The organism is Tardiphaga sp. P4_G1 (assembly GCF_056401215.1).
Genome location: NZ_JBFUJU010000002.1, coordinates 1 through 26,792, shown reverse-complemented (window position 1 = coordinate 26,792; position 26,792 = coordinate 1). Strand labels below are relative to the sequence as shown.

Here is a 26,792-nt window from a genome sequence, read left to right as displayed (position 1 = left end):
GGCCATGCGGAATTTCAACGAGAACACCATCACCGACGCCGTGCTGGATCGCATCACGGATGCCGGCCAGCCGCGGATCAGGCAGATCAGCGAGGCGCTGGTACGCCATCTGCATGCCTTCGTCCGGGAGATTCGGCCGACCCAGAGGGAATGGGAGCAGGGCATCGAATTCCTGACGCGCACCGGTCACATGTGCGACGATAAGCGCCAGGAGTTCATCCTGCTTTCGGATACGCTCGGAGTGTCGATGCTGGTCGACGCGATCAATCATGGTGCCGAAAAAGGTGTGACGGACACGACCGTGCTCGGGCCGTTCTTCGTCCAGGCGGCCCCGGAGAAGAAGCTTGGCGAAGACATCTCCGGTGGCATGGAGGGCGATCCGATGATCGTGACGGGATCGGTCTCGACGCCGGACGGCAAGCCGATCGCAAATGCGACAATCGACGTCTGGCACTCCGACGACGACGGGTATTACGATGTTCAGCAGCTCGACAAGATCGGCGATCTGGCGATGCGTGCGCGGTTTCATGCCGATGCCGAGGGCCGTTTCCGGTTCTGGTCGATCAAGCCAGCGGCCTATCCGATCCCGCATGACGGGCCGGTCGGCGATATGCTGACGGCTCAGGGGCGTCATCCGTGGCGGCCCGCCCATGTTCACTTCATGATCTCGGCGCCTGGCTTCGAGCAACTGGTGACGCATGTGTTCGTCGCGGGCGACAAGTATCTCGACTCCGACGTCGTCTTCGGCGTCAAAGATACGCTCATTCGCGAATTCGCCCGCAAAGATGCCGGCGAAGCTCCCGACGGGCGGATGCAGAACACGCCTTACTATCATTTGAATTACGATTTCGGTTTGAAGCCAGACGCCAACAAGGCGCATGCTGTCTAGCTAACAATGCGCATCAAGGGCCGCAGAGCCTGAGCGCTGATATGGAACGGGAGGATGCTATGGGAGCGCCAGTGAGCGCCGAGACGGCCGTGGTCCGTCTGAACGAGATCATTGGGGCGCGCGCGACGATCGCGCGCGGCGTGCTCGATGATCACGGCCGCAGCGAGGCCTATCACGCCAGTCGTCCACCGGACGTCGTGGTGTTTCCGGAGACCACGCAGGAAGTCGCTGAGATCGTGAAACTCTGCGGCGAACTCGGCATGCCGGTCGTTCCATTCGGCGCGGGTACTTCGCTCGAAGGCAATGCAGCATCGGTGGCTGGCGGCGTCTGTATCGATTTTGCGCGGATGAATCGCGTGCTCCGGGTGCATGACAAAGACCTCGATGTCGTCGTGCAGCCTGGCATTACTCGCAAGCAACTCAACGCGCATCTGCGCGACACCGGATTGTTCTTTCCGATCGATCCCGGCGCCGATGCGTCGATCGGCGGCATGACCTCGACGCGCGCGTCCGGGACTATGGCCGTCCGCTACGGCACCATGAAGGACAACGTGCTTGCGCTCGAAGTCGTTCTGCCGGATGGGCGGGTGATCCGTACCAGCCAGCGCGCCCGCAAATCGTCAGCCGGTTACGATCTCACCCGGCTGTTCGTCGGCTCAGAGGGTACCCTCGGCGTCATCACTGAAATTACGCTGAAACTGCATCCATGGCCGCAGGCGATCTCGTCCGCTGTCTGCAGTTTCGGGCGGCTCGATCAAGCGATCGATGCCGCGATTGAAGTGATCCAGTCGGGCATTCCGGTCGCGCGGATGGAACTGCTGGATGAAGTCATGATGCGCGGCATCAATGGTTATTCCAAACTTGGCTATCGCGAGGCGCCGACGCTGTTCTTTGAATTCCACGGCACCGAGGCGAGCGTCGCGGAGCAGGCCGAACTGGCGGAGGCGATCGCCGCCGAACATGACGGCCAGGGCTTCCAATGGGCGCGTGCGGCGGAAGACCGGACGAAGCTGTGGCATGCCCGCGATAACACGCTTTATGCGGGTCTCAGCCTGAAGCCGGGCGCCAAGGCCATGATTACGGATGTCTGCGTGCCGATCTCACGGCTGACGGAATGTCTGACCGAAACGCGCCGGGACATCGATGCCAACGGACTGATCGCGCCTATGGTGGGCCATGTCGGCGACGGGAATTTCCATCTGCTGATCCTGATCGACCAGGATAATGCCGACGAAGTCGCGCGCGCCAAGGCGCTGCACGCGCGGTTGGTGGCGAGGGCGATCGCGATGGAGGGCACCTGCACCGGAGAGCACGGCATCGGCACCGGCAAGATCGGATTCCTCCAGGACGAGCTCGGCGACGCTGTCGATATCATGCGTGGCATCAAGGCGTCGATCGATCCGAAAGGCATGATGAACCCCGGCAAGATCTTCTTGCCCAATGCACCGGTGCTGACATGACGCAGCTCGCTCAATCCAAGGCGGCCGTGTCGATCGTTCAAGCGGCGCCGCCGCTGTTCGAACTGCGCGGCATCTCCAAGGAATTCCCGGGAGTGAAGGCACTCGACGATGTGTCGTTCTCGGTGTGGCCCGGCGAGGTGCACATGCTGCTCGGCGAGAACGGAGCAGGCAAATCGAGTCTGATGAAAGTACTGTGCGGGGCCTATCGCGCCGATCACGGCTCGTTCCACTACAACGGCGAGACAGTCGAGATCGCGTCGCCAGCCGATGCGCAGAAGCTCGGCATCGCCGTCATCTTCCAGGAATTCTCGCTCGTCCCCTATCTCGACATCGCGCAGAACATCTTCCTCGGACGGGAGCCAGCAGGACGTGTTCCCGGCACGATCGATCGCAAGAAAATTCTGGCCGATGCCAAGCGCGTGCTGGATTCGATTGGATTCGACATCGATCCGGCGATCCGGATCGAGAAGCTGGGCGTCGCCCAGCAGCAGATGGTGGAGATTGCAAAGGCCATCAGCCAGAACGCGCGAATTCTCGTGATGGATGAGCCGACCGCGGCGCTGTCCGATCGCGAGACGGAATTGCTGTTCGCACTGATCGCGCGGCTCAAGGCAGACGGCGTCGCCATCATCTACATTTCGCACCGGATGGCGGAGGTGTTCTCGCTCGGCGACCGCATCACGGTGCTGCGCGATGGGCGCCGTATCGATGAGGTGCAACCCGGGGCCGTGTCGTCGGACGATCTGGTCCGGATGATGGTCGGTCGCAGCGTCGACATGAGCTATCCACGGAATTTCGCTGAGGCCCCTGGCAAGGTCATGCTCGAGGTGAAGGGTCTCTCCTCTGCCTCGGGCATTGCGGGCATCGACCTGGTCGTGCGGCAAGGCGAGATCGTCGGGCTGTGCGGGCTGGTCGGCTCGGGGCGCACCGAAGTGGTGCGGGCCATTTTCGGAGCCGACAGGGCGACCGCGGGACAGATCCTGTTCGACGGTCAGGAGAAATCCGGTGGTCCGGACGAAGCTGCCAGACTGGGGCTTGCGCTGATTCCGGAAAGCCGCAAGGCCGAAGGTCTGGCTCTGATCCGCTCCGTCGGAGACAACCTGATCGTTTCCGCGTTACGCAAGATCTTTCCGCGTGGCTTCTTCGATCAGGGAAAATCCAGGCAGGTTGCCAATGATCTGATCCGGCAGTTGAGGATCGTGACCCCATCGGACAAGCAGGCCGTCGGTCTTCTGTCCGGCGGCAACCAGCAGAAGGTCGTCATCGGCAAATGGCTGGCCGCTGGCGCCAAGCTGTTCATCTTCGACGAACCGACACGCGGCATCGATGTCGGAGCGAAAGCCGAGATCTTCGCGCTCATCGACCGACTGGTCGCGGATGGTGCCGCTGCGCTGATGATCTCGTCGGAGCAGGCGGAAATCTGCCACGTCTGTGATCGCGCCTATGTCATGTGCGACGGACGGATCGCGGGTGAACTGGCTCGCCACGAACTGAGTGAGGAAAACATCGTGAAGCTGGGGATGCATCATGCGTGAACAAGCGATGGTATTGAACACCAATCCGCTTCAGCGGATTCCCGGCGTTGCCGTCATGCTGGTGCTGCTATGTGTTGTCTTCAGCCTGATGACGCCCGGCTTCCTGACGGTGCCGAATATTTCCAACGTGCTCGTCCAATCGACGATCCTGCTGATGCTGGCGCTGCCGATGACGCTGATCATCATGACCGAAGGTCTCGACCTGTCGATGGGCGCGGTCTTGACGCTGACCTCGCTGATCGTCGCCATCGTCGCTTTGGCCACTGGCTCGTTGCTGCTCGGCCTGCTTGCGGCTCTGGTCGTTGGAATCGTGTTCGGGACGGTCAATGGCTGGCTGGTGGCCGTTGTCGGTATTCCTCCCTTTGTTGCCACGCTGGGCACGCTCGGGATGGCGCAGGGGCTCTCGCTGATCGTCAGCGATGGCCAGAGCGTCGTCGGCATGCCGGCCGCCGTTCGTGGCGTCTATTCCGGAACGCTCGGCGGCGTCCCGCTTCCGATCGTACTGGGGCTGGGAAGCTACCTTGGCTTCCACGGATTGCTCTACCACACGCGTTTCGGGACTTATATTTTCGCGCTCGGCGGCAACCGTGAAGCGCTGAAATTCGCCGGCATCTCGGCCCGACGCTTGCTGATCCTCGTCTACGCGCTCGGCGGCGCCATGGTCGGTCTGGCCGGTCTCCTGATGACCGCGCGCATGAACTCCGGGCATCCAACTGCTGGCCTCGGTCTTGAGTTCGATGCCATTGCAGCGGTTGCCGTCGGCGGCACGTCGTTCGAACGCGGCAATGGCTGGCTCCTCGGCACCTTGCTTGGTGTGGTCACCGTAGGCGTGTTGCGCAACGGATTGAATCTGCTGGCGCTGCCGTCTTCCATTCAGGTGGCAAGCGTCGGTTTGCTGGTGATTGCAGCCTTGTTCGTCGATGGATTACGGAGCCGATCATGACCGATATCTCAAAGCCGATCACGGGCGGCAGAATGTTGCTCTCAGACGAGATGATCCAGGTATTCTATCGCCTGCTCGCCGCATTTCTGATCTGTGCGGCGCTGACCATCCTGACCAACTCGTTCTTCAGTCTCGGCAACATCCTCAACGTCCTGCGTCAGGCGAGTCTGCTGTTCTTCATTGCGTCGGGCCTGACGCTGGTGGTGCTGACAGGTGGCCTCGATCTCTCGATTGGTGCCAATGTCGCTATTTCCGCCTGTATTGCCGGAACGGTGATTCATCAGACGGGCTCGCCGACCTTGGGGGTACTGACAGGCATCGGCGTCGGTGGCGCGGTGGGGATGCTGAACGGCGTGATGGTGACGGCGCTTCGAATCCCATCCTTCATTGCGACATACGGGATGCTGTGGGTGCTGCACGGCATCACTTACTGGTACATGGGCGGAGAGACCATGCACGGCTTCCCGGCTGGCTTTCGCCAGATCGGCAGTGGCTATTTTCTCGGTCTTCCGATCCCGGTCTATCTGTTGCTGGTCTTCCTCGCCATCGGAACCATTTTCGCGCAGCGCACCACGTGGGGACAGGAAATCTATGCCATCGGCGCCAACCCCGTCGCCGCGCGGCTGTCGGGCATTCCCGTCGCTCGCCGGCTTCTGCTGGTCTACACAGTGTCCGGCGCGATGGCCGGGCTCGCCTCGATCATCTTTCTTGCGCGACTGAACTCTGCCGAAGCCGACATCGGAGAAAGCCTGACACTGCCGGCGATCGCGGCGGTTCTGATCGGGGGCACCTCGCTGTTCGGCGGTCTCGGAACGGTGTTTGGCACGTTCGTCGGTGCACTCATTTTGACCCTGGTCCTCAATGGCATGAACCTGTTGTCGGTCAACGCGAGTTGGCAGCCACTGGTAACCGGCGTCATCGTCATTCTGGCAGTATGGCTGGATATGAAAACACGGCGCCGTACGGCGTAAGTGTTCGATCTTAAAAAACAAAACGGAGGGAACGACTATGAAGAAAGCCTATGGCGCGCTTGCTGCACTGCTTCTGACGACATCACTCTCATCCCACGCGTTCGCTGACGGCGAGACGATCGCGGTGTTTACGAAAAACCAGACCAATCCTTACTTCCAGACAGTACGAGTCGGGTCCGACGCAGCCGCCAAAGCGATGAAGGCAAAGACGCTGCATTATATCCCGACCAAGCCGGACAGCATCCCGGAGCAGCTCAGCCAGATTGAGGACGTGGTGGTGAAGAAGCCGTCGGCGATCGTCTTCATCCCGGTCGACTACAAGGCGATGGTCCCCGGTGTCGAGAAAATCAATGACGCAAAGATCCCGGTGGTCAACGTGACCGATCGTTCCGCCGGTGGCAAGTTTGTCGCCTTTGTCGGCGCCGATGACTACAGTCTGGGTCTGGAGACCGGGCGCTATCTGCTGAAGACGCTGGGCGGCAAGGGCAACTTTGTGATCATTGAGGGCGTCAAAGGATCCTTGACGAGCATCGATCGCGTCCGCGGCTTCAACGACGCCCTGAAGGAAAACCCGGGGGCCAAACTGCTTGCGTCGCAACCCGGTAACTATCAACGGCTGCAGGCGCTTCAGGTCATGGAGAATCTCATGCAGTCGAATACTCAGATCGACGGTGTGTTGGCTGCCAATGATGCGATGGCGATCGGTGCGATCGAGGCGCTCGATGGTGCCAATCGCAAAGCCCAGGTCATCGGCGTCAATGGCACCAAGGAGGCGATCGACGCGATCAAGTCCGGGAAATTGCTGGCGAGCGGCGACTACAATGGCTTCATGCAGGGATGCCTCGGCATGATGATCGCCATTCGTTCGCTGCGCAACGAGCCGGTGATCACCGAGATCGTTCTCAAGCCAACGGTGATCGGCAAGGAGAATTATCAGCCCTACGACGTGCCGCTGGAATCGCGGACCTGTCCGAGCTGGGACGAGGCTGCGAAGCTCGGCACTAAATAACATCTGTGCCACCAGGACGGTCGCCGCGGAACGGCGGCCGTCTTCTGCTTTTCAGGAGCTACGTATGCTGTTTGCCATCCATGCTGTCGATCATGCCGGCGCGCTTGACAGGCGCTTGTCTCACTACGAGGCTCACAAGGCCTTTTTGTCCGACACCTCGGCCTATGACGTGACGATCGTCATGTCCGGTCCGCTGACAGCCGATGACGGCCAGACCATGATTGGCAGTCTGTTTCTCGTCGAGGCCGCCGACCGCGCGGCGGTCGAAAGATTTCATCACGCCGATCCGTTCTTTGCCGCCGGCATTTGGCAGACGGTCACGATTACCGGCTTCCTGCGCCGACAGGGATAACCGGAATGGAGGCCGGCGCCCTGCCTGTCGGTGAGGCAGTCGTTCGGCATTTGTACACCGACAACGACATCAGCCCGGGGTCTGATGGGACCCCGGGCTGATTTTATGATGAGCTGAACCGTAACGATTAGCCGAACTGGTTCATCGTGTTGTGCGCGCCGCCCGCCTTCAGGGCCGCCTCACCGGCGAAGTATTCCTTGTGCTCGTCGCCGATGTCCGAACCTGCCATGTTCTGATGCTTCGCGCAGGCGATGCCTTGACGGATTTCCGCGCGCTGGACGTTCTTGACGTAGCCCAGCATGCCCTGTTCGCCAAAATACTCCTTGGCGAGGTTGTCGGTGGACAGCGCAGCCGTGTGATAGGTCGGCAGCGTGATCAGGTGATGGAAGATGCCGGCACGCTTGGCTGAATCAGCCTGGAATGTTCGGATGAGTTCGTCGGCTTCGACCGCCAGCGGCGTGCTGTCGTACTCCACCTTCATCAGCTCGGCGCGGTTGTACTTGCTGACATCCTTGCCGGCTTCCTTCATCGCGTCATAGACCTGCCAACGGAAGTTCAGCGTCCAGTTGAACGACGGCGAGTTGTTGTAGGCCAGCTTCGCATTCGGGATCACCTCACGAACGCGATCAACCATCTTGGCGATCTGCTCGATGTTCGGCTTCTCGGTTTCGATCCACAGCAGGTCGGCGCCGTTCTGCAGCGAGGTGATGCAGTCGAGGACGCAGCGGTCCTGACCGGTGCCTTCGCGGAACTGGTACAGGTTGCTGGCCAGACGCTTCGGGCGCATCAGCTTTCCATTACGCGTAATGACGACGTCGCCGTTGCCGATCTTTGAAGCATCGATTTCTTCGCAATCCAGGAAGCTGTTGTACTGGTCGCCGAGGTCACCGGGCTTGTGGCTGACAGCGATCTGCTGCGTGAGGCCAGCGCCGAGCGAGTCGGTGCGGGTGACGATGATGCCGTCTTCGACGCCCATTTCGAGGAAGGCGTGACGGCAGGCGCGGATCTTCGCGAGGAAGACCTCGTGCGGCACGGTGACCTTGCCGTCCTGATGGCCGCACTGCTTCTCGTCCGAGACCTGGTTCTCGATCTGCAGCGCACAGGCGCCGGCTTCGATCATCTTCTTGGCGAGCAGATAGGTCGCTTCCGCGTTGCCGAAGCCGGCATCGATATCGGCGATGACGGGAACGACGTGGGTCTGGAAGTTGTCGATCTTGTTGATCAGTTCTTCTTCCTTTGCCTTGTCGCCAGCCTTGCGAGCGGCGTCGAGGCTGCGGAAGATGTCGTTGAGCTCGCGCGAGTCAGCCTGACGCAGGAAGGTGTAGAGCTCCTCGATCAGAGCCGGGACCGAAGTCTTCTCGTGCATCGACTGATCCGGCAGCGGGCCGAATTCCGAGCGCAGCGCCGCGATCATCCAGCCCGAGAGGTACAGGTAGGTGCGGTCGGTGGTGCCGAAATGCTTCTTGACCGAGATCAGCTTCTGCTGCGCGATAAAGCCGTGCCAGCAGCCGAGCGACTGGGTGTACTTGGTGGTGTCTGCATCATAGGCGGCCATGTCGGCACGCATCAGCGATGCCGTGTAGCGTGCAACGTCGAGACCGGTCTTGAAGCGGTTCTGCAGGCGCATGCGTGCGACCGCTTCGGCGGTCACGCCGTTCCAGGTGTCCTTGGTCTTGAGCAGCGCCGACGCCGCCTCGACTTCGCTCCGATAGGAGCCGGTGCCGAGGATGGTCTGGTTGCTGATCCCGCGTGGCTGGAAGTTCATTGTCTCGATCCCTTTGGCTGACGAAAACCTGTCCTTGGTTGTAATCGCGGGATTGTCAGCCGCTAGACGGAACGCAGATAACTTGTCATACTTTACAAATATCGCGTGTAAGTCTGTAAGATAATTACAAAGTATTGGAGTGCGCAATGGCCGCCTCGGCAGGTCGATCGGTGTTCATGGGACCGCGAATCCGGCGGCTTCGGCGCGATCTGGGCCTGACTCAGGCCGATATGGCGGCCGATCTCGAGATTTCCGCGCCTTACGTCGCGCTGCTGGAGCGCAACCAGCGGCCGATGACGGCCGACATGCTGCTGCGCCTGGCGCGCACCTACACCATCGATCTGGCCGATCTCGCCGGCGACGGCGGCGCCGACAATACGGCGCGGATGCAGTCGATCCTGAAGGAGCCGATGTTTTCGGACATCGATATCCCGGCGCTCGAAATCAGCGATCTCGCGGTGAGCTATCCCGGCATGGCCGAGGCTTTTCTGCGCCTCTACACGGCCTATCGCGAGGAGCAACTCGCGCTGGCGGACAGGCGCGCGCCGGCGCTCGCGGGCGGTGCATTGCAAGCGGGGAGCGAGGGCTATGATGCCAACGATCCCGTCGCCGAGGTCCGGCGTTTTCTTGCCGCACGCCGGAACAATTTCGCGGGTCTCGACGATGCGGCCGAGCGTCTTGTGCAGGCAACGTCAGGGCCGAGCGGTTTCGTCGAGCGTCTCAAGACCCGGCACAAGCTGCAAGTGCGCTATCTGCCGCCGGACGTCATGCTCGGCTCGGTGCGACGACTGGATCTGCATCGCAAGCAATTGCTGCTTGAGGACTCGCTCGACACTGCAAGCCTCAATTTCCAATTGGCGCAGCAGCTCGTCTATCTCGAAATGGAAAACGAGATCGGCACAGCCCTCGAAGATGGTCAGTTCACCACCAAGAGCGCCGAACTATTGGCGCGCCGGGCGCTCGCAGGCTACGCCGCCGCGGCATTGATCATGCCCTATGCGGCTTTCGCGCGTGCAGCCGAGACGCGGCGCTACGATCTCGAAGCGCTGGCGCGCCAATTCGGTGCCAGCTTCGAACAGACCGCGCATCGCATCACGACCTTGCAGCGGCCGGGCGCCGAAAAAGTCCCGTTCTTTCTCATCCGCGTCGATCCCGCCGGCAATATTTCAAAACTGCTCGACGGCGCAGGCTTTCCGTTCGCGAAGCACGGCGGTGCGTGCCCGTTGTGGTCGGTACACGATGTCTTCCGGACGCCGCGCCAGATCGTCACGCAGTGGCTGGAATTGCCGGATGGCCAGCGCTTCTTTTCGATTGCCCGCACCGTCACGGCTGGCGGTGGTGGTTACGGCGCACAACGCGTTGAGCGCGCCATCGCGATCGGTTGCGCAGCCGAACATGCGGGCCAGTTGATCTATACGCGCGATGCGTCGGCACCGCGTGCGGATGCGCCCACGCCGATCGGCGTCGCATGCCGTGTCTGTCATCGTCCAAGATGTGCTGCGCGCTCGGCGCTTCCAATCGGGCGCGAGTTGTTGCCCGATGATTTCAGGACGCTGAACGTTCCGTTCGGCTTCTCGGCGGACTGAAACGGCTCAGGCCTGCTCGGCCGCAGCTTCCTCGGCATTGGGATCGCCGGGCGCCGTAGCCCACGCCAGTTCGACGAGCGTCACGATGCGCCGACCGGCGCCATCAAGCTGGCACACGATGAGGCCCTGCTCCTCGATATAGTTCAGCAGGCGCTGTGCACGGCGCAGCGAATGCGAGCCGTAGGCGCGGGCGATCGCGGCATTGCTCGGGCAGGGCCAGCCTTCCTTGGCGGCGCGGGCGATCATCATGAAAACGCCCTGCATATCCTCCGGCAGAATCGAGGCGCGGACCGAGACGTCCTGCCACCCGTCATCTTCTGTCATGTCGGAGCCGAGCCCGGCGCGGGCGCGCGTCAGCATGCGGCGGAAGTCGTCGAGGTCCGGCACGGCGGCACCGAGACCCTCGATGCGGCAGCGGACCACGAATTCCTGATAGAGCACGCCGACCACCCGGAAGCCTGCATCGGGCTCCGCCATCAGGGCCTGCAACACGCGGTCGACGCGCATGCGCCGCTCCGCCAGTTCCTCGGCGCTGATCGGCGTCTCCGCCACGTCCGGCCGAATTTCCAGCGCTGCGGACTTCGCCGCCATGAGCTGGCCAAGCAGATCCGGCGATGACGGTGCGCGGCGCTGCGGCCGGACCGGCTCCGGCGGGGGCGCTGCGAGAATCGTGGCGCGGACGTCGTCGAGTGTCGCTTCCGGCAGCGGCATCAGGCGTGGGGTCGCATTGCGCGGACTTGTTTCGGTGACACCGATGCGCAGGCCCAGCGGACGACGGGAGAGGGCGGGACCCAGCGCCATGAACTGGCCGCGCTCGAGGTCGCGGAAGGATTCGGCCTGCCGTCGCTCCATGCCGAGAAGATCGGCGGCGCGTGCCATATCGATATCCAGGAAGGTGCGACCCATCAGGAAATTCGACGCTTCCGCCGCGACGTTCTTGGCGAGCTTCGCTAGTCGCTGTGTCGCGATGACGCCGGCAAGGCCGCGTTTGCGGCCGCGGCACATCAGGTTGGTCATGGCGCCGAGCGATAGCTTGCGGGCTTCGTCGGACACCTCGCCGGCAACGGCCGGGGCGAACAGCTGTGCCTCGTCCACCACCACGAGCATCGGATACCAATGGTCGCGAGGCGCGTCGAACAGCCCGCCCAGAAAGGCGGCGGCGCGGCGCATTTGATTCTCGGCATCCAGCCCTTCGAGATTGAGCACTGTGGAGACGCGGTGCATGCGCGCGCGCTCGCCGGCGACCTGCAACCCGCGTTCGGTATGCGCCTCGGCATCGATCACCAGATGACCGAATCTCTCCGCCAGCGAGACGAAATCGCCTTCAGGGTCGATGATGGTTTGTTGCACCCATGGGGCGCTCTGTTCTAGCAGCCGGCGCAGCAGATGCGATTTTCCGGAACCCGAATTGCCCTGTACGAGCAGACGCGTCGCCAGCAGTTCCTCAAGGTCCAGAGCCGCCGGGGCGCCTGACGTCGTATGCCCCATCTCGATCGCAACGGTCATGTCTCGACTCAGGTCTCCTTGTAGAGAGGGCTTACCAACCCCGCCACAGCGCGTCGAGCGGCGCACGGCTATCATCCCGTGTTCCGCGCAACTCTCACCAAGTAAATCGCGACAGCGAATCGGCGATGTTCTGCACACGGCGGTGCCCGGTTTTGCCAATGGCAATCTCAGGCGGTTTCCTTGCATGATCGCGTTGTGTTCGACCCGCGGTGATAGAGCGTCAGCAAACAGAAAATCCCGCGTGACGTAACTGTGACGTCAGCAAGGCAGGGACATCGCTGGAATCTTCGGGCGCCGCAGTCACCAAACATTTGATTTGGAATTCTTCCAGTTTCAGGGGAGGGTTGCTGCAACGGCGATATGCGCCACGACCCGGGGAAATGCGATGGCAAGCCTCACGATCAATGGACGAACTTACGAGATCGATGCAGAACCGGACACGCCGTTGCTATGGGCGATCCGCGAAAATGCCGGGCTGACAGGGACAAAATACGGATGTGGCGTCGCCCAATGCGGCGCCTGCACCGTTCATGTCGATGGCCAGCAGGTCCGTTCCTGCAGCATGGCGCTCAGTGAGGCGATCGGAAAGCAGATCACGACGATCGAGGGCCTTGCGTCCGAGGGGGCCGTGCACAAGGTGCAGCAGGCCTGGATCGATCATGATGTGCCGCAATGTGGTTACTGCCAGAGCGGCATGATCATGGCAGTTGCAGCGCTGCTGGAGACAGTGCCGCAGCCGACCGATGAGGATATCGACCTCGCCATCACCAATATCTGCCGTTGCGGCACGTTCCAGCAGGTCCGTGAAGCGATTCACGCCGCTGCAAGCGCTTGAGGAAGATGGTCATGGGTCATGCTCCGCAACTCAATCGCCGTTCGTTTGTCCTGGGAACTGCTGCTATCGGCAGTGGCCTCGCGCTCGGTATTCCCTTTGGCGGGCCGACCGCAGTCTATGCGGCCGATGGTACGCCTGAGGTCAATGCCTGGGTGGTGATCCGGCCTGATGAGACCGTTGTCGTGCGTATCGCGCGGTCCGAGATGGGGCAGGGAACGCTCACGGGTCTGGCGCAATTGGTCGCTGAAGAACTTGAATGCGACTGGTCCAAGGTGACGACGGAATATCCTACGCCTGGGCAAAGTGTCGCACGCAAGCGCGTCTGGGGGGACTTTTCCACCGGCGGCAGCCGCGGCGTTCGCACTTCGCATGATTACGTCCGCAAAGGCGGCGCGGCTGCGCGCCTGATGCTGATCCAGGCGGCAGCCAATGAGTGGGCCGCGCCCGTGTCGGAATGTGCCACCAGCAAGGGCGTCATCACCCATGTCCCGTCGGGGCGCACCATCACTTACGGCAAGGTCGCGGAAGCGGCTGCTAAGCTGCAGCCGCCGGCCGACGTCAAGCTGAAGGATCCCAAGGACTGGACCATCGCCGGCAAACCGCTGAAACGGCTCGATACGGTCGAGAAAACCAACGGCAAGATGGTCTACGGCGCCGATATCAAGCTGCCGGGAATGCTCAATGCCGCGATCAAGGATTGCCCGGTGTTCGGCGGCACGCTGAAGAGCTTCGACGACAGCAAGATCCTTGGCATGAAAGGCGTCAAGAAGGTCGTGCGCGTCGGCGAGAGTGCCGTGGCTGTGGTCGCCGATACGTGGTGGCACGCCAAGTCGGCGCTGGAGGCGATGCCAGTCGTCTGGGACGATGGCAAGAACGCCAGCGTGTCCAGCGAGTCCATCGGCAAGTGGCTGCAGGAAGGCCTGGACGCTGCGCAGCCCGCTTTTGTCGGCAACAAGGCTGGCGATGTCAAAGCAGCGTTTGCGGGTGCTGCGAAGACGGTGGAAGCGGTCTACGCCTATCCCTATCAGAACCACGCCACCATGGAGCCGATGAACGCGACGGTGCTCTATACGGCGGAGAAGTGCGAGGTCTGGACCGGGACGCAGAACGGCGAAGCCGTGTTTGCGGCCGCAGTCGAAGCGTCAGGCCTGCCGAGCGACAAATGCGAGGTCTACAAGATCATGCCGGGCGGCGGCTTCGGTCGGCGCGGCATGACCGATTACGTCCGTCAGGCGGTGGCCATCGCCAAGCGGATGCCCGGCACGCCGATCAAGCTGATGTGGTCGCGCGAAGAAGATATGCTGCACGGCCGCTATCATCCGATTACGCAGAGCAAGCTGGTCGGCGCCTTCGATGCCGATAACAATCTGATCGGTTTGCACATGCGGATCTCAGGCCAGTCGATCCTGGCCAGTGTGCGTCCCGAGGGTATGCAGAACGGGATGGATCCCGTCACTTTCCAGGGTCTGAATGCCAGCGGTGAGGCAGCGATCGGCTACACTGTTCCGAATTTGCTGATCGACCATTCCATGCGCAATCCGCATGTGCCGCCGGGCTTCTGGCGCGGCGTCAACGTCAACCAGAATGCGATCTATCTCGAAAGCTTCATGGACGAACTCGCGCATTCGGTCGGTCAGGATCCGCTCGAATTCCGCCGCAAGCTGATGACCAAGCATCCGAAGCATCTCGCGGTGCTCAATGCGGTTGCGGAGAGGATCGGCTGGACGACGCCGGCGCCGCAAGGCGTGTTCCGCGGCATCTGCCAGCATATGGGCTTCGGGAGTTATGTGGCGGCTGCAACGGAAATTTCGGTGACGGGCGGCAACAAGATCAAGATCCATCGCATCGTAGCCGCCACAGATCCCGGTTATGCGGTGAATCCCTGGCAGATCGATCGCCAGATCGCCGGCTCGTTCGTCTATGGCCTGTCGGCGCTGTTCTATGGCGAATGCACCGTGAAGGGTGGTCGCATCGAGCAGGAGAACTTCGACACCTATCAGTCGATGACCATGAAAGAGATGCCGAAGGTCGAATCGATCCTGATGCCATCAGGCGGCTTCTGGGGCGGCGTCGGTGAGCCGACGATCTGCGTTGCGGCGCCGGCCGTGCTGAATGCCTATTTTGCCGCGACCGGCAAGCGCATCCGTTCCGTGCCGCTGAAGAATCACGACATCATCTTTGCGTAACTGACGCGTCGCCATGCTTGCTGCCCATCACTGGATTTCACTCATGAAGACGTTGCGTACCTCACTTGCGATCGGGCTGATGGTCACCTCGGCGGCGCCGGTCCGGGCGGCATCGGCGCCGCCGCCTGGAGCGGCCTCGTGCTCCGGCTGCCATGCGGCGACATCGCAGGCCATCCCGAACATCTATGGGCGCGATGCCGATGCGACGCGCTCCACATTGCTGGCCTTTCGCAATGGGTCGATGCCGGCCACAGTGATGACGCGGATCGCCAAGGGCTTCTCCGAAGACGAAATCGGGTCGATTGCGGCCTGGCTGGCAACGCAGAAATAGCATGACCCACAAAAATCATACCTCACGACGGGAGTTTCTTCGCGCTGCCGCTGCCGCGACGGCATCCCTTGCGCTGGCATCGCCAAACCTGGCGCAATCGCCTGCGCGGGTCGTTGTAATCGGCGGCGGCTTCGGTGGCGCCAGTTGCGCCCGCGCGCTTCGGCAGCTCGATCCGTCGCTGGATGTCACGCTGGTGACGGCCGATCGCCAATATGTCGCGTGCCCGTTCAGCAACGAGGTCATTGCCGGTGACCGCGCCATCGAGGCCCAGCAATTCACCTACGAGAAAACCGCTGCCGCCGGCATCAAAGTCGTCGTGCAAATGGCGCAGACGATCGACCCGCAGCCGCGCACGATCGGTCTCGCCGATGGATCGACGTTGCGCTACGACCGGCTGGTTCTGTCGCCCGGAATCGATCTGCGCTTCGATGCGCTGCCGGGCTATGACGAGGCTGCAGCGTCGCGCATGCCGCATGCCTGGAAGGCCGGCGAGCAGACGCTGCTGCTGCGGCGCCAGTTGGAGGCGATGGACGATGGCGGCGTGGTTGCCATCGTCGTTCCCGCCAACCCCTTTAGGTGTCCGCCGGGCCCCTATGAGCGCGCGAGCCTGATCGCGCATTACCTGAAGACCCGAAAGCCGCGGTCGAAGCTCATCATTCTCGACTCGAAAGACGCGTTCTCGAAGCAGCGGCTGTTTCAGGCCGCGTGGCAGGAGCTGTATCCGGGATTGATCGAATGGGTCGCGCTGTCGCAGGGCGGCAAGGTCACGTCTGTCGATCCGGCGACCAATACGCTGGTGACAGATTTCGCGACGCATCACGTTCAGGTGGCCAATGTCATTCCACCGCAGCGCGCCGGACGCATCGCGGAGATTGCCGGCGTCGCCGATAAATCCGGCTGGTGTCCGATCAATCCCGTCAGCCTTGAATCAACCCAGGTGCCGAACATCCATGTGATCGGCGATGCCTGCATTGCCGGCGCCATGCCCAAATCCGCATTCTCGGCGAATGCGCAGGCGAAGACCTGTGCCGGCGCGATCGTGGCGTTGCTGGCGGGGGCGACGCCGACGTCGCCGAAGCTGATCAACACTTGCTACAGCCTAGTCGCGCCCGACTACGGCATTTCCATCGCGGGCGTCTACCAGCCCCGCAATGGCCTGTTTGCGGATATCGAAGGCGCGGGCGGTACGAGTCCGCTGGATGCGCCACGTGATGTCCGGGCCCGCGAAGCGATCTATGCACGGTCCTGGTTCGAGACGATCGGAGCAGAGGTCTTTGGTTAGTCGCCGCCGCGCATCGACACTGTTGTCGGCGAGCGTGGCGACACTGCTGCTGACTGCTCCGGTCTGTGCGAGTGAACTTGTCCCTTATGCGGTGGTTGGCGATGCGATTCCGCTGCCCCTGGCGGGCGCGGTCGGCGACGCGTCGGCGGGCAGGGCGATCGTCGTCAACCGCACATATACGTGTCTGCTCTGCCACAGCGGGCCATTTACCGAACAGAGATTCCAGGGCGATCTTGCGCCAAGCCTTGCCGGCACCGGCAGCCGCTGGTCGGAAGGCCAGTTGCGGCTGCGGCTGGTGGATGCCTCCCGCCTGAATGCCGCGACCATCATGCCGTCCTATTATCGTGCAGATGGGTTACAGCGTGTCGGGGAGGCATGGGTCGGCAGGCCGATCCTGTCGGCGCAACAGATCGAGGACGTCGTCGCTTACCTGACAACGCTGCAGAACCCATCATGACGAAAGCAATCCATGGCTGAGCTCGATCGATCGACACGCCGCCAGTTTCTGGCGACGGCCGGTGGCGCTGCGCTCGGCGCGGTGTCACTCGTGCATATCGGCCCGGCCCGTGCGACGCCGGACACCATGAAGGCGGCCATCCGCGATATCGTCAACGGCGCCGCGGTGCGCCCCGGCAAAGTAAAGCTCGACGTCCCGCCGCTGGTCGAGAACGGCAACACGGTGCCGCTCACGGTCACGGTGACGAGCCCGATGAGTGATGCGGATCACGTGGTCAGCATCCATATCTTCAACGAGAAGAATCCGCAGCCCAATGTCGGTAATTTCTATATCTCCCCACGTGCAGGCCGTGCGCAGATATCGACGCGCATCCGGCTCGCCGACACGCAGACACTGACGGCCATCGCGAAACTCTCCGATGGTTCGTTCTGGTCGGCGACCGCCGATGTCGTCGTCACGCTCGCCGCATGTACCGAGGAGGCAACCTGATGGCGTCCGCGCTGATCAACGTTCCGTCTACGGCCAAGCGTGGGGATATCATCGAGGTCAAGACGCTGATGTCCCACATCATGGAGACCGGCTTTCGCCATACCGTGACCGGCGAGGCCATCCCGCGCAACATCATCACCAATTTCACCTGCCGTTATAATGGCGATGAAGTGTTCCGGGCCGATCTGTTTCCCGCGTTCTCGGCCAATCCCTTCATCTCCTTCTTTACGGTCGCCACCGAGAGCGGAAAATTCGAATTCCAATGGATCGGCGACAACGGATTTCAGGAAACTGCGTCGGCCAGCATCACGGTCACATGAGGCGACTGCGAAATATCAGCCTGTCGTTGCTGGCAGCCGTCACCTTCACGTCGCTCATCGAGGCGGCGGAGATCGCGCCGGGCGAGCGACGCTCCGGTGCCAGTTTCATGTCCGTCGAAACCCAGGCCATGCAGAACGACGCCACGGCCAATCCCGGCATGCTGGGGGTGCTGGATGGCGAGGCGCTATGGACCCGGAAACCCGTCGCCGGCCGTGCTTGCGCGGATTGCCACGGTGATGCCAGCAGCATGCGCGGCGTCGCCGTGCGCTACCCGGCATTCGACGACAAGCTCAATCGCCCGGTCGATCTCGAACAGCGCGTCAATCTCTGCCGTGTCGATCATCAGCAATTGCCGCCGCTCGCCGATGAAAGCCGCGATCTGCTGGCGCTGACCGCATTGATCGGCCGGCAGTCACAGGGGATGCCGATCGAGACGGGCGCCGATTCACGTCTGCAGGCATTCATCGACAAAGGCCGCGATGCCTTCTTGCGGCGTCAGGGGCAGTTGAATCTGGCGTGCACGAACTGTCACGACGACAACTGGGACAAACGTCTCGCCGGCTCCGCGATCACGCAGGCCCATCCGACGGGCTATCCTGTCTATCGGCTGGAGTGGCAGGGGCTTGGCTCTCTCAAGCGCCGCCTGCGCAATTGCATGATCGGCGTGCGCGCTCAACCCTACAGCGCCGACGCGCCTGAGATGGTCGAGCTTGAGCTCTACCTGATGTCGCGCGCGCGGGGCATGGCAAGCGAAACTCCCGCTGTCAGGCCGTGACGCTTCGAATGTCTGTGTACGTGCCCGCGGGCTGCAGGTCAGGTCGTTTCCTTCGGTATCTCGAACACCAGACACGTCGTGGTGGCATGGGCGATGAGCCGGTCCTTGGAATCCGTGATGCGCGCTTCGGCGGTGGCGGCGCGGCGGCCGACATTCAGCGTCTTGCCTTCGGTGCGCACGGTGCCGCTATCCTTGCTCATGCCGCGAATGAAGCTGATCTTGAATTCCAGCGTGGTGTAGCCGGTGCCGACAGGCAACATGGTGTGCACGGCGAGGCCCATCGCCGAATCCAGCAGGATCGCCGCGTAGCCGCCATGTACCGAGCCGATCGGATTGTAGTGCCGGAAGCCGGGGACGCTGTGAAACACGACAACACCGGGTTCTGCGGTCGAGTCGAACGGCTCGACATTCTCCATGATCGGCGGCTGCGGCAGCTCGCCGGAGAAGATCTTGCGCACGAAATCGAGCCCGGGCATCGAGGCCATCAGGCTGGTGGGGACGACGTCGTAGCGGGGCGTGGGGGCGTCGGTCATGGCGCTTCCTTTATTTTTGATGACGATCATCATACAAAGCTGCAGGTGCGGATGCTATCGCTTGCCGCAAGCCCTTCCACGTCATGCCCGGGCTTGACCCGGGCATCCACGCCTTCGCAGCCCTAAAACGTAGATGGCCGGGACAAGCCCGGCCATGACGTCTAAATTCTATCGATAAAGAAAGCTACGACGCCTTCTTCGCCCGCATCAAATCCGCGAACCGCTTGAACAAGTAGTGCGAGTCGCGTGGACCGGGGGAAGCCTCCGGGTGATACTGCACGGAGAACACCGGCTTGCCGTCGAGCTGGATGCCGCAATTGGATCCGTCGAACAGCGAGATATGGGTCTGCGTCGCGCCCTTCGGCAATGTCGCTTCATCCACCGCGAAGCCGTGGTTCATCGAGGTGATTTCCACCTTGCCGGTGGTCTCGTCCTTGACCGGATGATTGGCGCCGTGATGGCCCTGATGCATCTTCTTGGTCTTGGCGCCCACCGCTAGGCCGAGCATCTGGTGACCGAGGCAGATGCCAAATGTGGGCACGCCGGAATCGATCACCTGCTTGATGACAGGCACGGCATATTTGCCGGTCTCGGCGGGATCGCCTGGGCCATTCGACAGGAACACACCGTCCGGCTTCAGCGCCATTATCTCTTCGGCCGAAGTCGTGGCTGGAACGACTGTGACCTTGCAGCCTTCGCCGGCCAGCAGGCGCAGAATGTTGCGCTTGATGCCGTAATCGATAGCGACGACGTTGAATTCAGGGTTGGTCTGGCGACCGAAACCCTTTTCCCATTCCCAGGGAGTCTCGTCCCACGTGAAGCGCTGGGCCGACGTCACCATCGGCACCAGGTCCATGCCTTCGAGACCCGGCCATTCGCGCGCTTCTTCCTTCAGGCCATGCAGGTCGAATTGGCCGTCCTTCGCATGCACAAGCACCGCATTGGGCATGCCCTTGTTGCGGATCAGCGCGGTCAGGGCGCGGGTGTCGATGCCGGAAATGCCGATGATGCCGCGCGCCTTCAGCCAGGCGTCGAGATGCCGGGAAGAGCGGTAATTCGACGGGTCGGTGATCGCCGAGCGCAGGATCACGCCGCGGGCGCCTGGCGTCGCCGCCATGTTCACCGTCTCGATATCCTCGTCGTTGGTGCCGACATTGCCGATATGCGGGAAGGTGAAGGTGATCAGCTGCCCGGCATAGGATGGATCGGTGAGGATTTCCTCATAACCGGTCATCGCCGTGTTGAAGCAGACTTCGCCCACGGCCTGGCCTTCCGCGCCGAGGCCGAAGCCCTCCAGCACGGTGCCATCGGCGAGCACGAGGAGTGCGGTCGGTTTGTGGTCCGGCCAGGCTGAAGATGTTTCTGAGGGGGTCATGAGGGGACTACATAGTCCGCGCATCCGCCGCCGTCAAAGCCGGAAAGGCCGGATTCACACGTCAACCATGGCCTGGCAGGTTCGCAATCGGCGCTTTGCCCGATCAATGGGCCCGGACAGAGCTTCATTAAGGAATAATATCTTATCTGGCAGAATTGTGGTGTTCCGGTTGTCCGGCGAAACCTGCACGCCGATAGCGCGTAATTTGCAGAATGAGATGTAAAATCAACTAATTATAATTACGGATGCTTGCCGGAACTCACTTTCGCCGGTAGCAAGCTGCGACTTCCCGTATTTCCGGATATTTCAGTGCAGTTGGACTATTTCGCCAAGATGGCCGCGCGCTCGGCCGTCGCGCCTGCGCGATGGCGCAGGCCTTTTCTGACCTTCCTCGATGGGATCGAGAAGGGCTGGACGATTCCTGTGCTGATCGTCGGCTTCGCGGGAATCTGGCTGCTGTTTCTGGTGATCGCCTATCAGAGCGGCGATCTACATGCGGATGCGCTGGAAACCTGGACGCTTGGGCGCGAATTCGCATGGGGTAATCCCAAACATCCGCCCTTGATGGGCTGGGTCGCGCGGCTGTGGACGCTGGTTTTCCCGCTGACCGACTGGTCGTTCCAGTTGCTGTCGATGACCAATGCCGCGGTGGCGCTCTGGGCCGTCGATCTGATTGCGCGCCGCTTCGTGCGCGGCGATTCGCGAGCCGTCGTGCTGCTGCTGCTGATGCTGCTTCCGGCCTATCAATTCCATGCCCAGCGCTTCAACGCGAACACAGTGCTGCTCGCGGTCTGGCCGCTGGCGACCTATTGCTTCCTGCGCTCCTTTGAAACGCGCGCTATCGGCTGGGCTGCCGCCGCCGGCGTCCTGTCCGCGCTGGCGATGCTCGGCAAATATTATTCGATCTTCCTGATCGCCAGCTTCGCGCTGGCAGCGATCGTGCATCCGCAGCGGGCGGTCTATTTCAAATCCTGGGCACCGTGGATTTCGGCACTGACCGGACTCATTGCCCTTGGGCCGCACATCCATTGGCTCGTGACGACCGGTGCTACGCCGTTCACCTATGCCATGCAGGTTCACGGCGGCATCGACTTCGGTCAGTCACTCATCGAAGCCAGCATGTTTTTGCTCGGTCTCGCGGCGACGCTGGCGCTGCCGGCCATTGTCTGGGTTTTATCGGCCGAGCTGCGCCTGAAGTACTTTTCGGCCGATTTCCGTGCCATGGGTCCAGGATTGCTGCTGCTGTTCTGGGTGTTCATCGGCACCGTGCTGCTGCCTGTTATGACAACCGTCACGCTTGGCACCGACATGCCTTCGCTATGGGCGCTCCAGGGTTTGTTCCTGCCTGCCGTTTTGATCGTTTGCGGCGCCCGCTTCACGCTCGAACGCCTGTATGTGGTCAATATGGTGGTGTTCGTCGCCGGCATCGCCATCATCGCAACCATTGTGGCTGCTCCGATCCATGCGATTTACCGCAATAGCATCAATCCTAACGAGCGGACTTACTATCGGCTGGCCGCTCAAGAGCTGACTGACCGGTGGCACCAGATGACAGGCCGGCCGATGCCACGGATCAGTGGCGACGACGGACTGGCATTCGCGACGGCCTTTTACAGCCCTGACCATCCCGTCTACAGCCGCCCGTTCCAGTTCCAGTACACTTGGGGCATGCCGCGCGCGACGACGCTGCAGAAGGGGTGGGCTTCGATGTGCTTTGCGACAGATAGCGATTGCCTGATGTGGATGGGCAAGGTCGCGATGCTCGAGCCGCGGCACGTCAGGTTTGATTTCGAGGTTCAGCCCCGGCTATGGGGCCAGGCCGGTATTCCGGCCACCATATCGGCGTTGATGGTTCTGCCATACGTCGCTGGAGCCGGCGCGCCCGGGCCGCTATCCGCAGGCGTGGAGGATTTCAGCTCCAGCCATCGGCAATAGGTTTGGGCAGTAGGTTCGGGCAACAGCTCCGGGCGGCGTCCCCGAGAATTGGCGGGTGCAGTTGTGCATAACCCTCAAAACGCTTAGATCGGGGCCAACCGAGTTCCAGCGCTGCGATTGGCGGCCGCAAGAGGAGACGCAGATGCTGCGCGATGACATCAACAACGCCGTCAAGGACGCCATGCGGGCCAAGGACGAGCGCAAGCTTTCGACGCTTCGCATGGTCAATTCGACCATCAAGAATGCGGATATCGAAGCGCGCGGCCAGAGCAAGCCGCCGCTGTCGGATGCCGATCTGCTGAGCCTGCTGCAGAAGATGATCAAGCAGCGCCAGGAATCGGTGGAGCTCTATGACAAGGGCGGCCGCGCGGAGCTCGCGACCCAGGAGCGCGAGGAAATCGCGATCATCTCCGCCTATCTGCCGCAGCAGATGTCGGAGGACGAGACCAAGTCCGCCATCGCAGCCGAGATCGCAGCGACGGGTGCGGCCGGCATGAAAGACATGGGCAAGGTGATCGCCGCGCTGAAAGCGAAATATGCCGGCCAGATGGACTTCGGCAAGGCCAGCGGTCTGGTGAAAGCCGCGCTCAACGGCTGAGGCTCTCTTTAACCTCTCCCCGCCCTTTGCGGGGAGAGGTCGCGCGCACCTGGCGCGGGTGAGGGGCCAAGCACGCTGCTTCAACGCACGCAATCTATCGGTTCGGATCAATCCGAGGTCTTGCGCAATTCCTCATCGATGAGCGACAGCACGCCTTCGATATTTGACAGCACATCGTTGTTCCAGAAGCGAAGCACGCAATAACCTTGCTCGCGCAGATATCGATCGCGCATGGCGTCCCGTTGCGACTCCAGATGCTGCCCGCCATCGACCTCGATAACGATCATCTTCTCCCGACAAACGAAGTCGCAGATATATCGCCCGATCGGCTCTTGGCGAATGAATTTGCAGCCGGCAATCTGCCTGTTGCGCAGACGATTCCACAGTTTCGTTTCGGCGTCGGTGGAGTTGGCGCGTAATTCGCGCGATCTGTTGGTGATGCGAATGTGGCCACGCATGTGCCATGCCCCTCACCCGACCGGCTTCGCCGGTCGACCTCTCCCCGCGAAGGGCGGGGAGAGGTTAGGAACGCTGTCGCTCTTGTCAGCTAAGCCGCCGCCGTCGGCAAGCTGTAGGTCTTGAACTGATCGCGCAGCGCGGTCTTCAGGATCTTGCCGGTGGCCGTGTGCGGGATCGCATCGACGAACACGACGTCGTCCGGCATCCACCACTTGGCGATCTTGCCATCCATGTATTTCAGGATGTCTTCGCGCGTTGCGGTCTGGTCCTGCTTGAGTTGGACGATCAGCAGCGGGCGCTCGTCCCACTTCGGATGATAGACGCCGATGACGGCGGCTTCCGCCACCTGCGGATGACCGACGGCAAGGTTCTCCAGGTCGATCGACGAGATCCATTCGCCGCCCGACTTGATAACGTCCTTGGAGCGGTCGGTGATCCGCATATAGCCGTGGGCGTCGATGGTCGCGACGTCGCCGGTGTCGAAATAGCCTTCCTCGTCAAGGATCTCGTCCTCAAGCCGGAAATAGGCGCGCGCCACCGATGGGCCGCGTACCTTGAGGCGGCCGAAGGTCTTGCCGTCCCAGGGCAGGCTCTTGCCGGCGTCGTCGGTGATCTTCATTTCGACGCCAAACGGCGGATAGCCTTGCGTCTGCAGCACGTCGAGCCGCTCGTCGCCTTCGAGCTGGTCGAAGGGCGGCTTCAACGCGGCCAGCGTGCCGATGGGGCTCATTTCGGTCATGCCCCAGGCATGACGTGCACCGATGCCCATGTCGACGAAGGCCTTGATCATCGAGCGCGGCATCGCCGAGCCGCCGCACACCACCATGCGTAGGTCAGGCAGTTTCAGATTGTTCTGCGACATGTAGTTGAGCAGCATCAGCCACACTGTCGGCACGCCCGCGGTATGCGTCACTTTCTCGGTCGACATCAGTTCATAGATCGAGGCGCCGTCCATCTTGGCGCCAGGCAGTACGAGCTTGGTGCCCATCGATGGCGCGGAGAACGCGATGCCCCAGCTATTGGCATGGAACAGCGGGACCACCGGCAGCATGGTGTCGGCGGCATTGGCGCCAAGCGAGTCGCCGGTATTGGCCATCAGCGCATGCATCACGTTGGAGCGGTGAGAATACAGCACGCCCTTCGGATCGCCTGTTGTTCCCGATGTGTAGCACATCGCCGCTGCGGTGTTTTCGTCGAACTCCTTCCATTTGAAGTTGCCGTCGACCTCCGCGATCCAGTCCTCATAGGCCACGGCGTTTTTCAGCGTGGTCTGCGGCATGTGCGCCTTGTCGGTGTAGACGATGTAGCGCTCGACTGATGGCAGCTGGTCGGCGAGTTTCTCGAGGATCGGGACGAAGGTGAGGTCGGTCATCACGATACGATCTTGCGCATGGTTGATGATCCACGCGATCTGATCCGGGAATAGACGTGGATTGACGGTGTGGCAGATGGCGCCGATGCCCATGATGCCGTACCACGTTTCCAGGTGCCGCCACGTGTTCCACGCGATGGTGGCGACGCGGTCGCCCATCTTGATGCCTTCGCGGTCGAGACGTTGTGCGACCTTCAGGGCACGGGTACGAATTTCGGCGTAATTGGTGCGGTGGATGGGACCTTCGACTGATCTGGTCACGACCTCGCGCTCGCCGTGGACTTGGGCCGCATGATCGATGATCCGATGACACAGCAAAGGCCAGTCTTGCATCAAGCCACGCATTTGATCGTTCCTCCGTCTTGTGATTGGCGCGCCGGCTCCCCGATCGTTGCCGGGGAACTTCGACCCTGTTCTTGCTTTAGGTCTTGGCATGAAGTTTAGCGCGGGGAAAGCGGCCCGGAAATGGACTTTTGGCCTATCCGGCTGCGACCAAAGGACAATTGGAGCGGTTCTGGTGTTGCTGCTGGTTGCCGCGCCGGCGCAGGCCTATCTGACGACATCGCGTGTGCCGCTGCCAAAGCCCCGCCCGGCAGAAGCGCCGGCGATCGAGCCGGCGCAAAAGCCCGGTGAGGAGCCCGCCAAATCCGAACAGCCCGCCGAGCCTGAGAAGCCTGCTGCCGAAGCGCGTCCGCCGGAGCCGCCGCCGCCTTCAGCCTGTCGCTTGGCGCTCACCGATGCCATCGCCGTTGCGCCGAGTATTCCCGACATCAAGGGGCCAGGCGCCTGCGGCGGACCCGACATGGTGCGGCTGGAAGCGGTCGTGCTGCCGGACAAGACGCGCGTGCCGCTGAAGCCGGCGGGAACGATGCGCTGCGCCATGGCAACGGCGGTGGCTGAATGGATCCGCGCCGACATGGCACCGCTCGCGATCAGTCTCGGCACCAAGCTCCTCGAACTTGATAATTTTGACTCCTTCGATTGCCGCGGTCGCAACCGTGTCGTCGGTGCAAAACTGTCAGAGCATGGCCGCGCCAATGCGCTGGATGTGCGCGGGCTGAAACTCGCCAATGGCCGCTCGATCGCGCTCACCGAGCGTAACACGCCGCGCGAGCAGCGCGAGGCGGTGCTGCATTCGGTCTGTACGCGGTTCACCACCGTGCTGGGGCCGGGCTCCGACGGCTACCACGAGGATCATATCCATCTCGATATCGCCGAGCGGCGCGGCAACTACCGGATCTGTCAGTGGGACGTCTGGGATGAATGGCCGCGCATTGCGCCGCTGATGCCGGCGCTACGTCCGGATGAAGCGCCGCCGCGCGAAGTGGCGGAAGGCAAACCGGGGGAGGCGAAGCCTGCAGAGCCTGCGGCGGCTCGACCGGCTGCGACGGAGCCCGAACCGGAGCCCGAAGCAGAAGCCGCGCCTCCACAAGAACAGCCCAAGCCGAAGCCAAAACCCAAGCCGAAGAAGCGTCGCGCTGCGCCGCCATCGCCATTCAGCTTTTTGCGGTGATTTGAAAAGGAGTGGGAGAGCAGGCGTGAGGTTGCAATCGCCTCTCAGCTGTCATCCCCGCGAAGGCGGGGAGGTGGATTCACACTCGAAGTGCAACAGCTGTCGAGCAAAGAGCTCGGCGGGGGTATGCCAGTCAAGGCACTTTCGGGGTGTGCTGTTGTAAGCCAGCACGGCATCGGCAAGATCCTGGGAGGTGAGCGTAGCTAGATCTGTCTTGCGCGGAATCCGGCGGCGCATGCGACCGATGGCATTCTCGACGCCACCTTTCTGCCAAGGGGCGTAGGGATCGCAGAAAAACGTCTGGATACCGAGTGG

Annotated in this window: 26 protein-coding genes; 19 read left to right on the top strand and 7 right to left on the bottom strand. The window is 62.0% G+C overall.

Going from position 1 to position 26,792, the window contains the following annotated elements; translation table 11 throughout:
* The first annotated feature begins 4 nt into the window (after positions 1-4).
* From AC1DUY_RS04265 to AC1DUY_RS04235, 7 genes are all read left to right on the top strand, one after another.
* Positions 5-889 carry an intradiol ring-cleavage dioxygenase gene (locus AC1DUY_RS04265; protein WP_120293255.1) on the top strand — a complete coding sequence of 295 codons (885 nt, stop codon included), beginning with the start codon at positions 5-7 and terminating at the stop codon, positions 887-889.
* A 59-nt stretch (positions 890-948) separates the two neighbouring features.
* The gene (locus AC1DUY_RS04260; protein WP_478112472.1) at positions 949-2,349 is read left to right on the top strand and encodes an FAD-linked oxidase C-terminal domain-containing protein; all 1,401 of its coding nucleotides are present in this window, start codon (positions 949-951) and stop codon (positions 2,347-2,349) included.
* The gene (locus AC1DUY_RS04255; protein ID WP_478112470.1) at positions 2,346-3,884 is read left to right on the top strand and encodes a sugar ABC transporter ATP-binding protein; all 1,539 of its coding nucleotides are present in this window, start codon (positions 2,346-2,348) and stop codon (positions 3,882-3,884) included. The genes AC1DUY_RS04260 and AC1DUY_RS04255 overlap by 4 nt, the downstream gene beginning before the upstream one ends.
* Positions 3,877-4,827: an ABC transporter permease gene (locus tag AC1DUY_RS04250; RefSeq protein WP_478112468.1), complete on the top strand. Its 951-nt coding sequence runs from the start codon at positions 3,877-3,879 to the stop codon at positions 4,825-4,827. The genes AC1DUY_RS04255 and AC1DUY_RS04250 overlap by 8 nt, the downstream gene beginning before the upstream one ends.
* Positions 4,824-5,798 (top strand): ABC transporter permease, encoded by a 975-nt coding sequence (locus tag AC1DUY_RS04245; protein WP_478112466.1) that lies wholly within the window; start codon positions 4,824-4,826, stop codon positions 5,796-5,798. Before AC1DUY_RS04250 ends, AC1DUY_RS04245 begins: the two co-directional genes overlap by 4 nt.
* 37 nt (positions 5,799-5,835) lie before the next feature.
* A complete protein-coding gene (locus AC1DUY_RS04240; protein ID WP_120293316.1) occupies positions 5,836-6,807 on the top strand; it encodes a sugar ABC transporter substrate-binding protein in 972 nt (323 codons plus the stop codon).
* Positions 6,808-6,871: 64 nt separating this feature from the next.
* Positions 6,872-7,159 carry a YciI family protein gene (locus tag AC1DUY_RS04235; protein ID WP_184511564.1) on the top strand — a complete coding sequence of 96 codons (288 nt, stop codon included), beginning with the start codon at positions 6,872-6,874 and terminating at the stop codon, positions 7,157-7,159.
* A 127-nt stretch (positions 7,160-7,286) separates the two neighbouring features.
* On the opposite strand, the gene AC1DUY_RS04230 is transcribed toward AC1DUY_RS04235, so the two are convergent.
* On the bottom strand, positions 7,287-8,924 hold the full coding sequence (locus AC1DUY_RS04230) for an isocitrate lyase (protein ID WP_068734918.1): 1,638 nt from the start codon (positions 8,922-8,924) through the stop codon (positions 7,287-7,289).
* 146 nt (positions 8,925-9,070) lie between these two features.
* Between AC1DUY_RS04230 and AC1DUY_RS04225 the strand changes: the two genes are divergently transcribed.
* On the top strand, positions 9,071-10,510 hold the full coding sequence (locus tag AC1DUY_RS04225; protein ID WP_478112463.1) for a helix-turn-helix domain-containing protein: 1,440 nt from the start codon (positions 9,071-9,073) through the stop codon (positions 10,508-10,510).
* Between the two features lie 6 nt (positions 10,511-10,516).
* Here AC1DUY_RS04225 and AC1DUY_RS04220 read toward each other — a convergent pair whose 3' ends face one another.
* Positions 10,517-12,016 carry an ATP-binding protein gene (locus AC1DUY_RS04220; protein WP_089265502.1) on the bottom strand — a complete coding sequence of 500 codons (1,500 nt, stop codon included), beginning with the start codon at positions 12,014-12,016 and terminating at the stop codon, positions 10,517-10,519.
* A gap of 385 nt (positions 12,017-12,401) precedes the next feature.
* On the opposite strand from AC1DUY_RS04220, the gene AC1DUY_RS04215 reads away from it, so the two are divergent.
* From AC1DUY_RS04215 to soxA, 8 genes are read left to right on the top strand one after another with little or no spacing between them, the layout of a single operon-like run.
* Complete coding sequence (locus tag AC1DUY_RS04215; RefSeq protein ID WP_093756882.1) at positions 12,402-12,851, top strand: (2Fe-2S)-binding protein; 450 nt, start codon at positions 12,402-12,404, stop codon at positions 12,849-12,851.
* 11 nt (positions 12,852-12,862) lie between these two features.
* Entirely contained in the window at positions 12,863-15,037 is a 2,175-nt protein-coding gene (locus AC1DUY_RS04210) for a xanthine dehydrogenase family protein molybdopterin-binding subunit (protein ID WP_478112460.1), read from the top strand.
* A 43-nt stretch (positions 15,038-15,080) separates the two neighbouring features.
* Positions 15,081-15,368 carry a c-type cytochrome gene (locus AC1DUY_RS04205; RefSeq protein WP_231079659.1) on the top strand — a complete coding sequence of 96 codons (288 nt, stop codon included), beginning with the start codon at positions 15,081-15,083 and terminating at the stop codon, positions 15,366-15,368.
* Between the two features lies 1 nt (position 15,369).
* Entirely contained in the window at positions 15,370-16,650 is a 1,281-nt protein-coding gene (locus AC1DUY_RS04200) for an FCSD flavin-binding domain-containing protein (protein ID WP_478112457.1), read from the top strand.
* Positions 16,643-17,107 carry a sulfur oxidation c-type cytochrome SoxX gene (gene soxX / locus AC1DUY_RS04195; RefSeq protein WP_478112455.1) on the top strand — a complete coding sequence of 155 codons (465 nt, stop codon included), beginning with the start codon at positions 16,643-16,645 and terminating at the stop codon, positions 17,105-17,107. Before AC1DUY_RS04200 ends, soxX begins: the two co-directional genes overlap by 8 nt.
* Before the next feature lie 12 nt (positions 17,108-17,119).
* A complete protein-coding gene (locus AC1DUY_RS04190; protein WP_478112453.1) occupies positions 17,120-17,596 on the top strand; it encodes a SoxY-related AACIE arm protein in 477 nt (158 codons plus the stop codon).
* A complete protein-coding gene (gene soxZ, locus AC1DUY_RS04185) occupies positions 17,596-17,916 on the top strand; it encodes a thiosulfate oxidation carrier complex protein SoxZ (protein WP_478112451.1) in 321 nt (106 codons plus the stop codon). The genes AC1DUY_RS04190 and soxZ overlap by 1 nt, the downstream gene beginning before the upstream one ends.
* Positions 17,913-18,692: a sulfur oxidation c-type cytochrome SoxA gene (gene soxA, locus AC1DUY_RS04180; RefSeq protein WP_478112449.1), complete on the top strand. Its 780-nt coding sequence runs from the start codon at positions 17,913-17,915 to the stop codon at positions 18,690-18,692. Before soxZ ends, soxA begins: the two co-directional genes overlap by 4 nt.
* 38 nt (positions 18,693-18,730) lie before the next feature.
* Here the strand turns inward: soxA and AC1DUY_RS04175 are convergent, their stop codons facing one another.
* Positions 18,731-19,225, bottom strand: coding sequence for a PaaI family thioesterase (locus AC1DUY_RS04175; RefSeq protein WP_093757336.1), 495 nt, complete (start codon positions 19,223-19,225; stop codon positions 18,731-18,733).
* Between the two features lie 184 nt (positions 19,226-19,409).
* Positions 19,410-20,600: a glutamine-hydrolyzing carbamoyl-phosphate synthase small subunit gene (gene carA / locus AC1DUY_RS04170; protein WP_175366242.1), complete on the bottom strand. Its 1,191-nt coding sequence runs from the start codon at positions 20,598-20,600 to the stop codon at positions 19,410-19,412.
* A gap of 309 nt (positions 20,601-20,909) precedes the next feature.
* Here carA and AC1DUY_RS04165 point away from each other — a divergent pair, with 309 nt between their 5' ends.
* Entirely contained in the window at positions 20,910-22,535 is a 1,626-nt protein-coding gene (locus tag AC1DUY_RS04165; protein ID WP_478112446.1) for a glycosyltransferase family 39 protein, read from the top strand.
* A 142-nt stretch (positions 22,536-22,677) separates the two neighbouring features.
* A complete protein-coding gene (locus tag AC1DUY_RS04160; RefSeq protein WP_089265497.1) occupies positions 22,678-23,133 on the top strand; it encodes a GatB/YqeY domain-containing protein in 456 nt (151 codons plus the stop codon).
* A 107-nt stretch (positions 23,134-23,240) separates the two neighbouring features.
* Here AC1DUY_RS04160 and AC1DUY_RS04155 read toward each other — a convergent pair whose 3' ends face one another.
* A complete protein-coding gene (locus AC1DUY_RS04155; RefSeq protein ID WP_120293285.1) occupies positions 23,241-23,591 on the bottom strand; it encodes an endonuclease domain-containing protein in 351 nt (116 codons plus the stop codon).
* A gap of 89 nt (positions 23,592-23,680) precedes the next feature.
* Complete coding sequence (locus AC1DUY_RS04150) at positions 23,681-25,309, bottom strand: fatty-acid--CoA ligase (protein ID WP_175366241.1); 1,629 nt, start codon at positions 25,307-25,309, stop codon at positions 23,681-23,683.
* 172 nt (positions 25,310-25,481) lie between these two features.
* Here AC1DUY_RS04150 and AC1DUY_RS04145 point away from each other — a divergent pair, with 172 nt between their 5' ends.
* Positions 25,482-26,477: an extensin-like domain-containing protein gene (locus AC1DUY_RS04145; RefSeq protein ID WP_478112442.1), complete on the top strand. Its 996-nt coding sequence runs from the start codon at positions 25,482-25,484 to the stop codon at positions 26,475-26,477.
* A 51-nt stretch (positions 26,478-26,528) separates the two neighbouring features.
* Here AC1DUY_RS04145 and AC1DUY_RS04140 read toward each other — a convergent pair.
* The coding region (locus AC1DUY_RS04140; RefSeq protein WP_478112440.1) for a transposase at positions 26,529-26,792 on the bottom strand (264 nt) is incomplete at its 5' end.

Coding starts and splice junctions, on each gene's coding strand:
- AC1DUY_RS04265 (WP_120293255.1), top strand. CDS start 5: ATGCGGAATTTCAACGAGAACACCATCACCGACGCCGTGCTGGATCGC.
- AC1DUY_RS04260 (WP_478112472.1), top strand. CDS start 949: ATGGGAGCGCCAGTGAGCGCCGAGACGGCCGTGGTCCGTCTGAACGAG.
- AC1DUY_RS04255 (WP_478112470.1), top strand. CDS start 2,346: ATGACGCAGCTCGCTCAATCCAAGGCGGCCGTGTCGATCGTTCAAGCG.
- AC1DUY_RS04250 (WP_478112468.1), top strand. CDS start 3,877: ATGCGTGAACAAGCGATGGTATTGAACACCAATCCGCTTCAGCGGATT.
- AC1DUY_RS04245 (WP_478112466.1), top strand. CDS start 4,824: ATGACCGATATCTCAAAGCCGATCACGGGCGGCAGAATGTTGCTCTCA.
- AC1DUY_RS04240 (WP_120293316.1), top strand. CDS start 5,836: ATGAAGAAAGCCTATGGCGCGCTTGCTGCACTGCTTCTGACGACATCA.
- AC1DUY_RS04235 (WP_184511564.1), top strand. CDS start 6,872: ATGCTGTTTGCCATCCATGCTGTCGATCATGCCGGCGCGCTTGACAGG.
- AC1DUY_RS04230 (WP_068734918.1), bottom strand. CDS start 8,924: ATGAACTTCCAGCCACGCGGGATCAGCAACCAGACCATCCTCGGCACC.
- AC1DUY_RS04225 (WP_478112463.1), top strand. CDS start 9,071: ATGGCCGCCTCGGCAGGTCGATCGGTGTTCATGGGACCGCGAATCCGG.
- AC1DUY_RS04220 (WP_089265502.1), bottom strand. CDS start 12,016: ATGACCGTTGCGATCGAGATGGGGCATACGACGTCAGGCGCCCCGGCG.
- AC1DUY_RS04215 (WP_093756882.1), top strand. CDS start 12,402: ATGGCAAGCCTCACGATCAATGGACGAACTTACGAGATCGATGCAGAA.
- AC1DUY_RS04210 (WP_478112460.1), top strand. CDS start 12,863: ATGGGTCATGCTCCGCAACTCAATCGCCGTTCGTTTGTCCTGGGAACT.
- AC1DUY_RS04205 (WP_231079659.1), top strand. CDS start 15,081: ATGAAGACGTTGCGTACCTCACTTGCGATCGGGCTGATGGTCACCTCG.
- AC1DUY_RS04200 (WP_478112457.1), top strand. CDS start 15,370: ATGACCCACAAAAATCATACCTCACGACGGGAGTTTCTTCGCGCTGCC.
- AC1DUY_RS04190 (WP_478112453.1), top strand. CDS start 17,120: ATGGCTGAGCTCGATCGATCGACACGCCGCCAGTTTCTGGCGACGGCC.
- soxZ (WP_478112451.1), top strand. CDS start 17,596: ATGGCGTCCGCGCTGATCAACGTTCCGTCTACGGCCAAGCGTGGGGAT.
- soxA (WP_478112449.1), top strand. CDS start 17,913: ATGAGGCGACTGCGAAATATCAGCCTGTCGTTGCTGGCAGCCGTCACC.
- AC1DUY_RS04175 (WP_093757336.1), bottom strand. CDS start 19,225: ATGACCGACGCCCCCACGCCCCGCTACGACGTCGTCCCCACCAGCCTG.
- carA (WP_175366242.1), bottom strand. CDS start 20,600: ATGACCCCCTCAGAAACATCTTCAGCCTGGCCGGACCACAAACCGACC.
- AC1DUY_RS04160 (WP_089265497.1), top strand. CDS start 22,678: ATGCTGCGCGATGACATCAACAACGCCGTCAAGGACGCCATGCGGGCC.
- AC1DUY_RS04155 (WP_120293285.1), bottom strand. CDS start 23,591: ATGCGTGGCCACATTCGCATCACCAACAGATCGCGCGAATTACGCGCC.
- AC1DUY_RS04150 (WP_175366241.1), bottom strand. CDS start 25,309: ATGCGTGGCTTGATGCAAGACTGGCCTTTGCTGTGTCATCGGATCATC.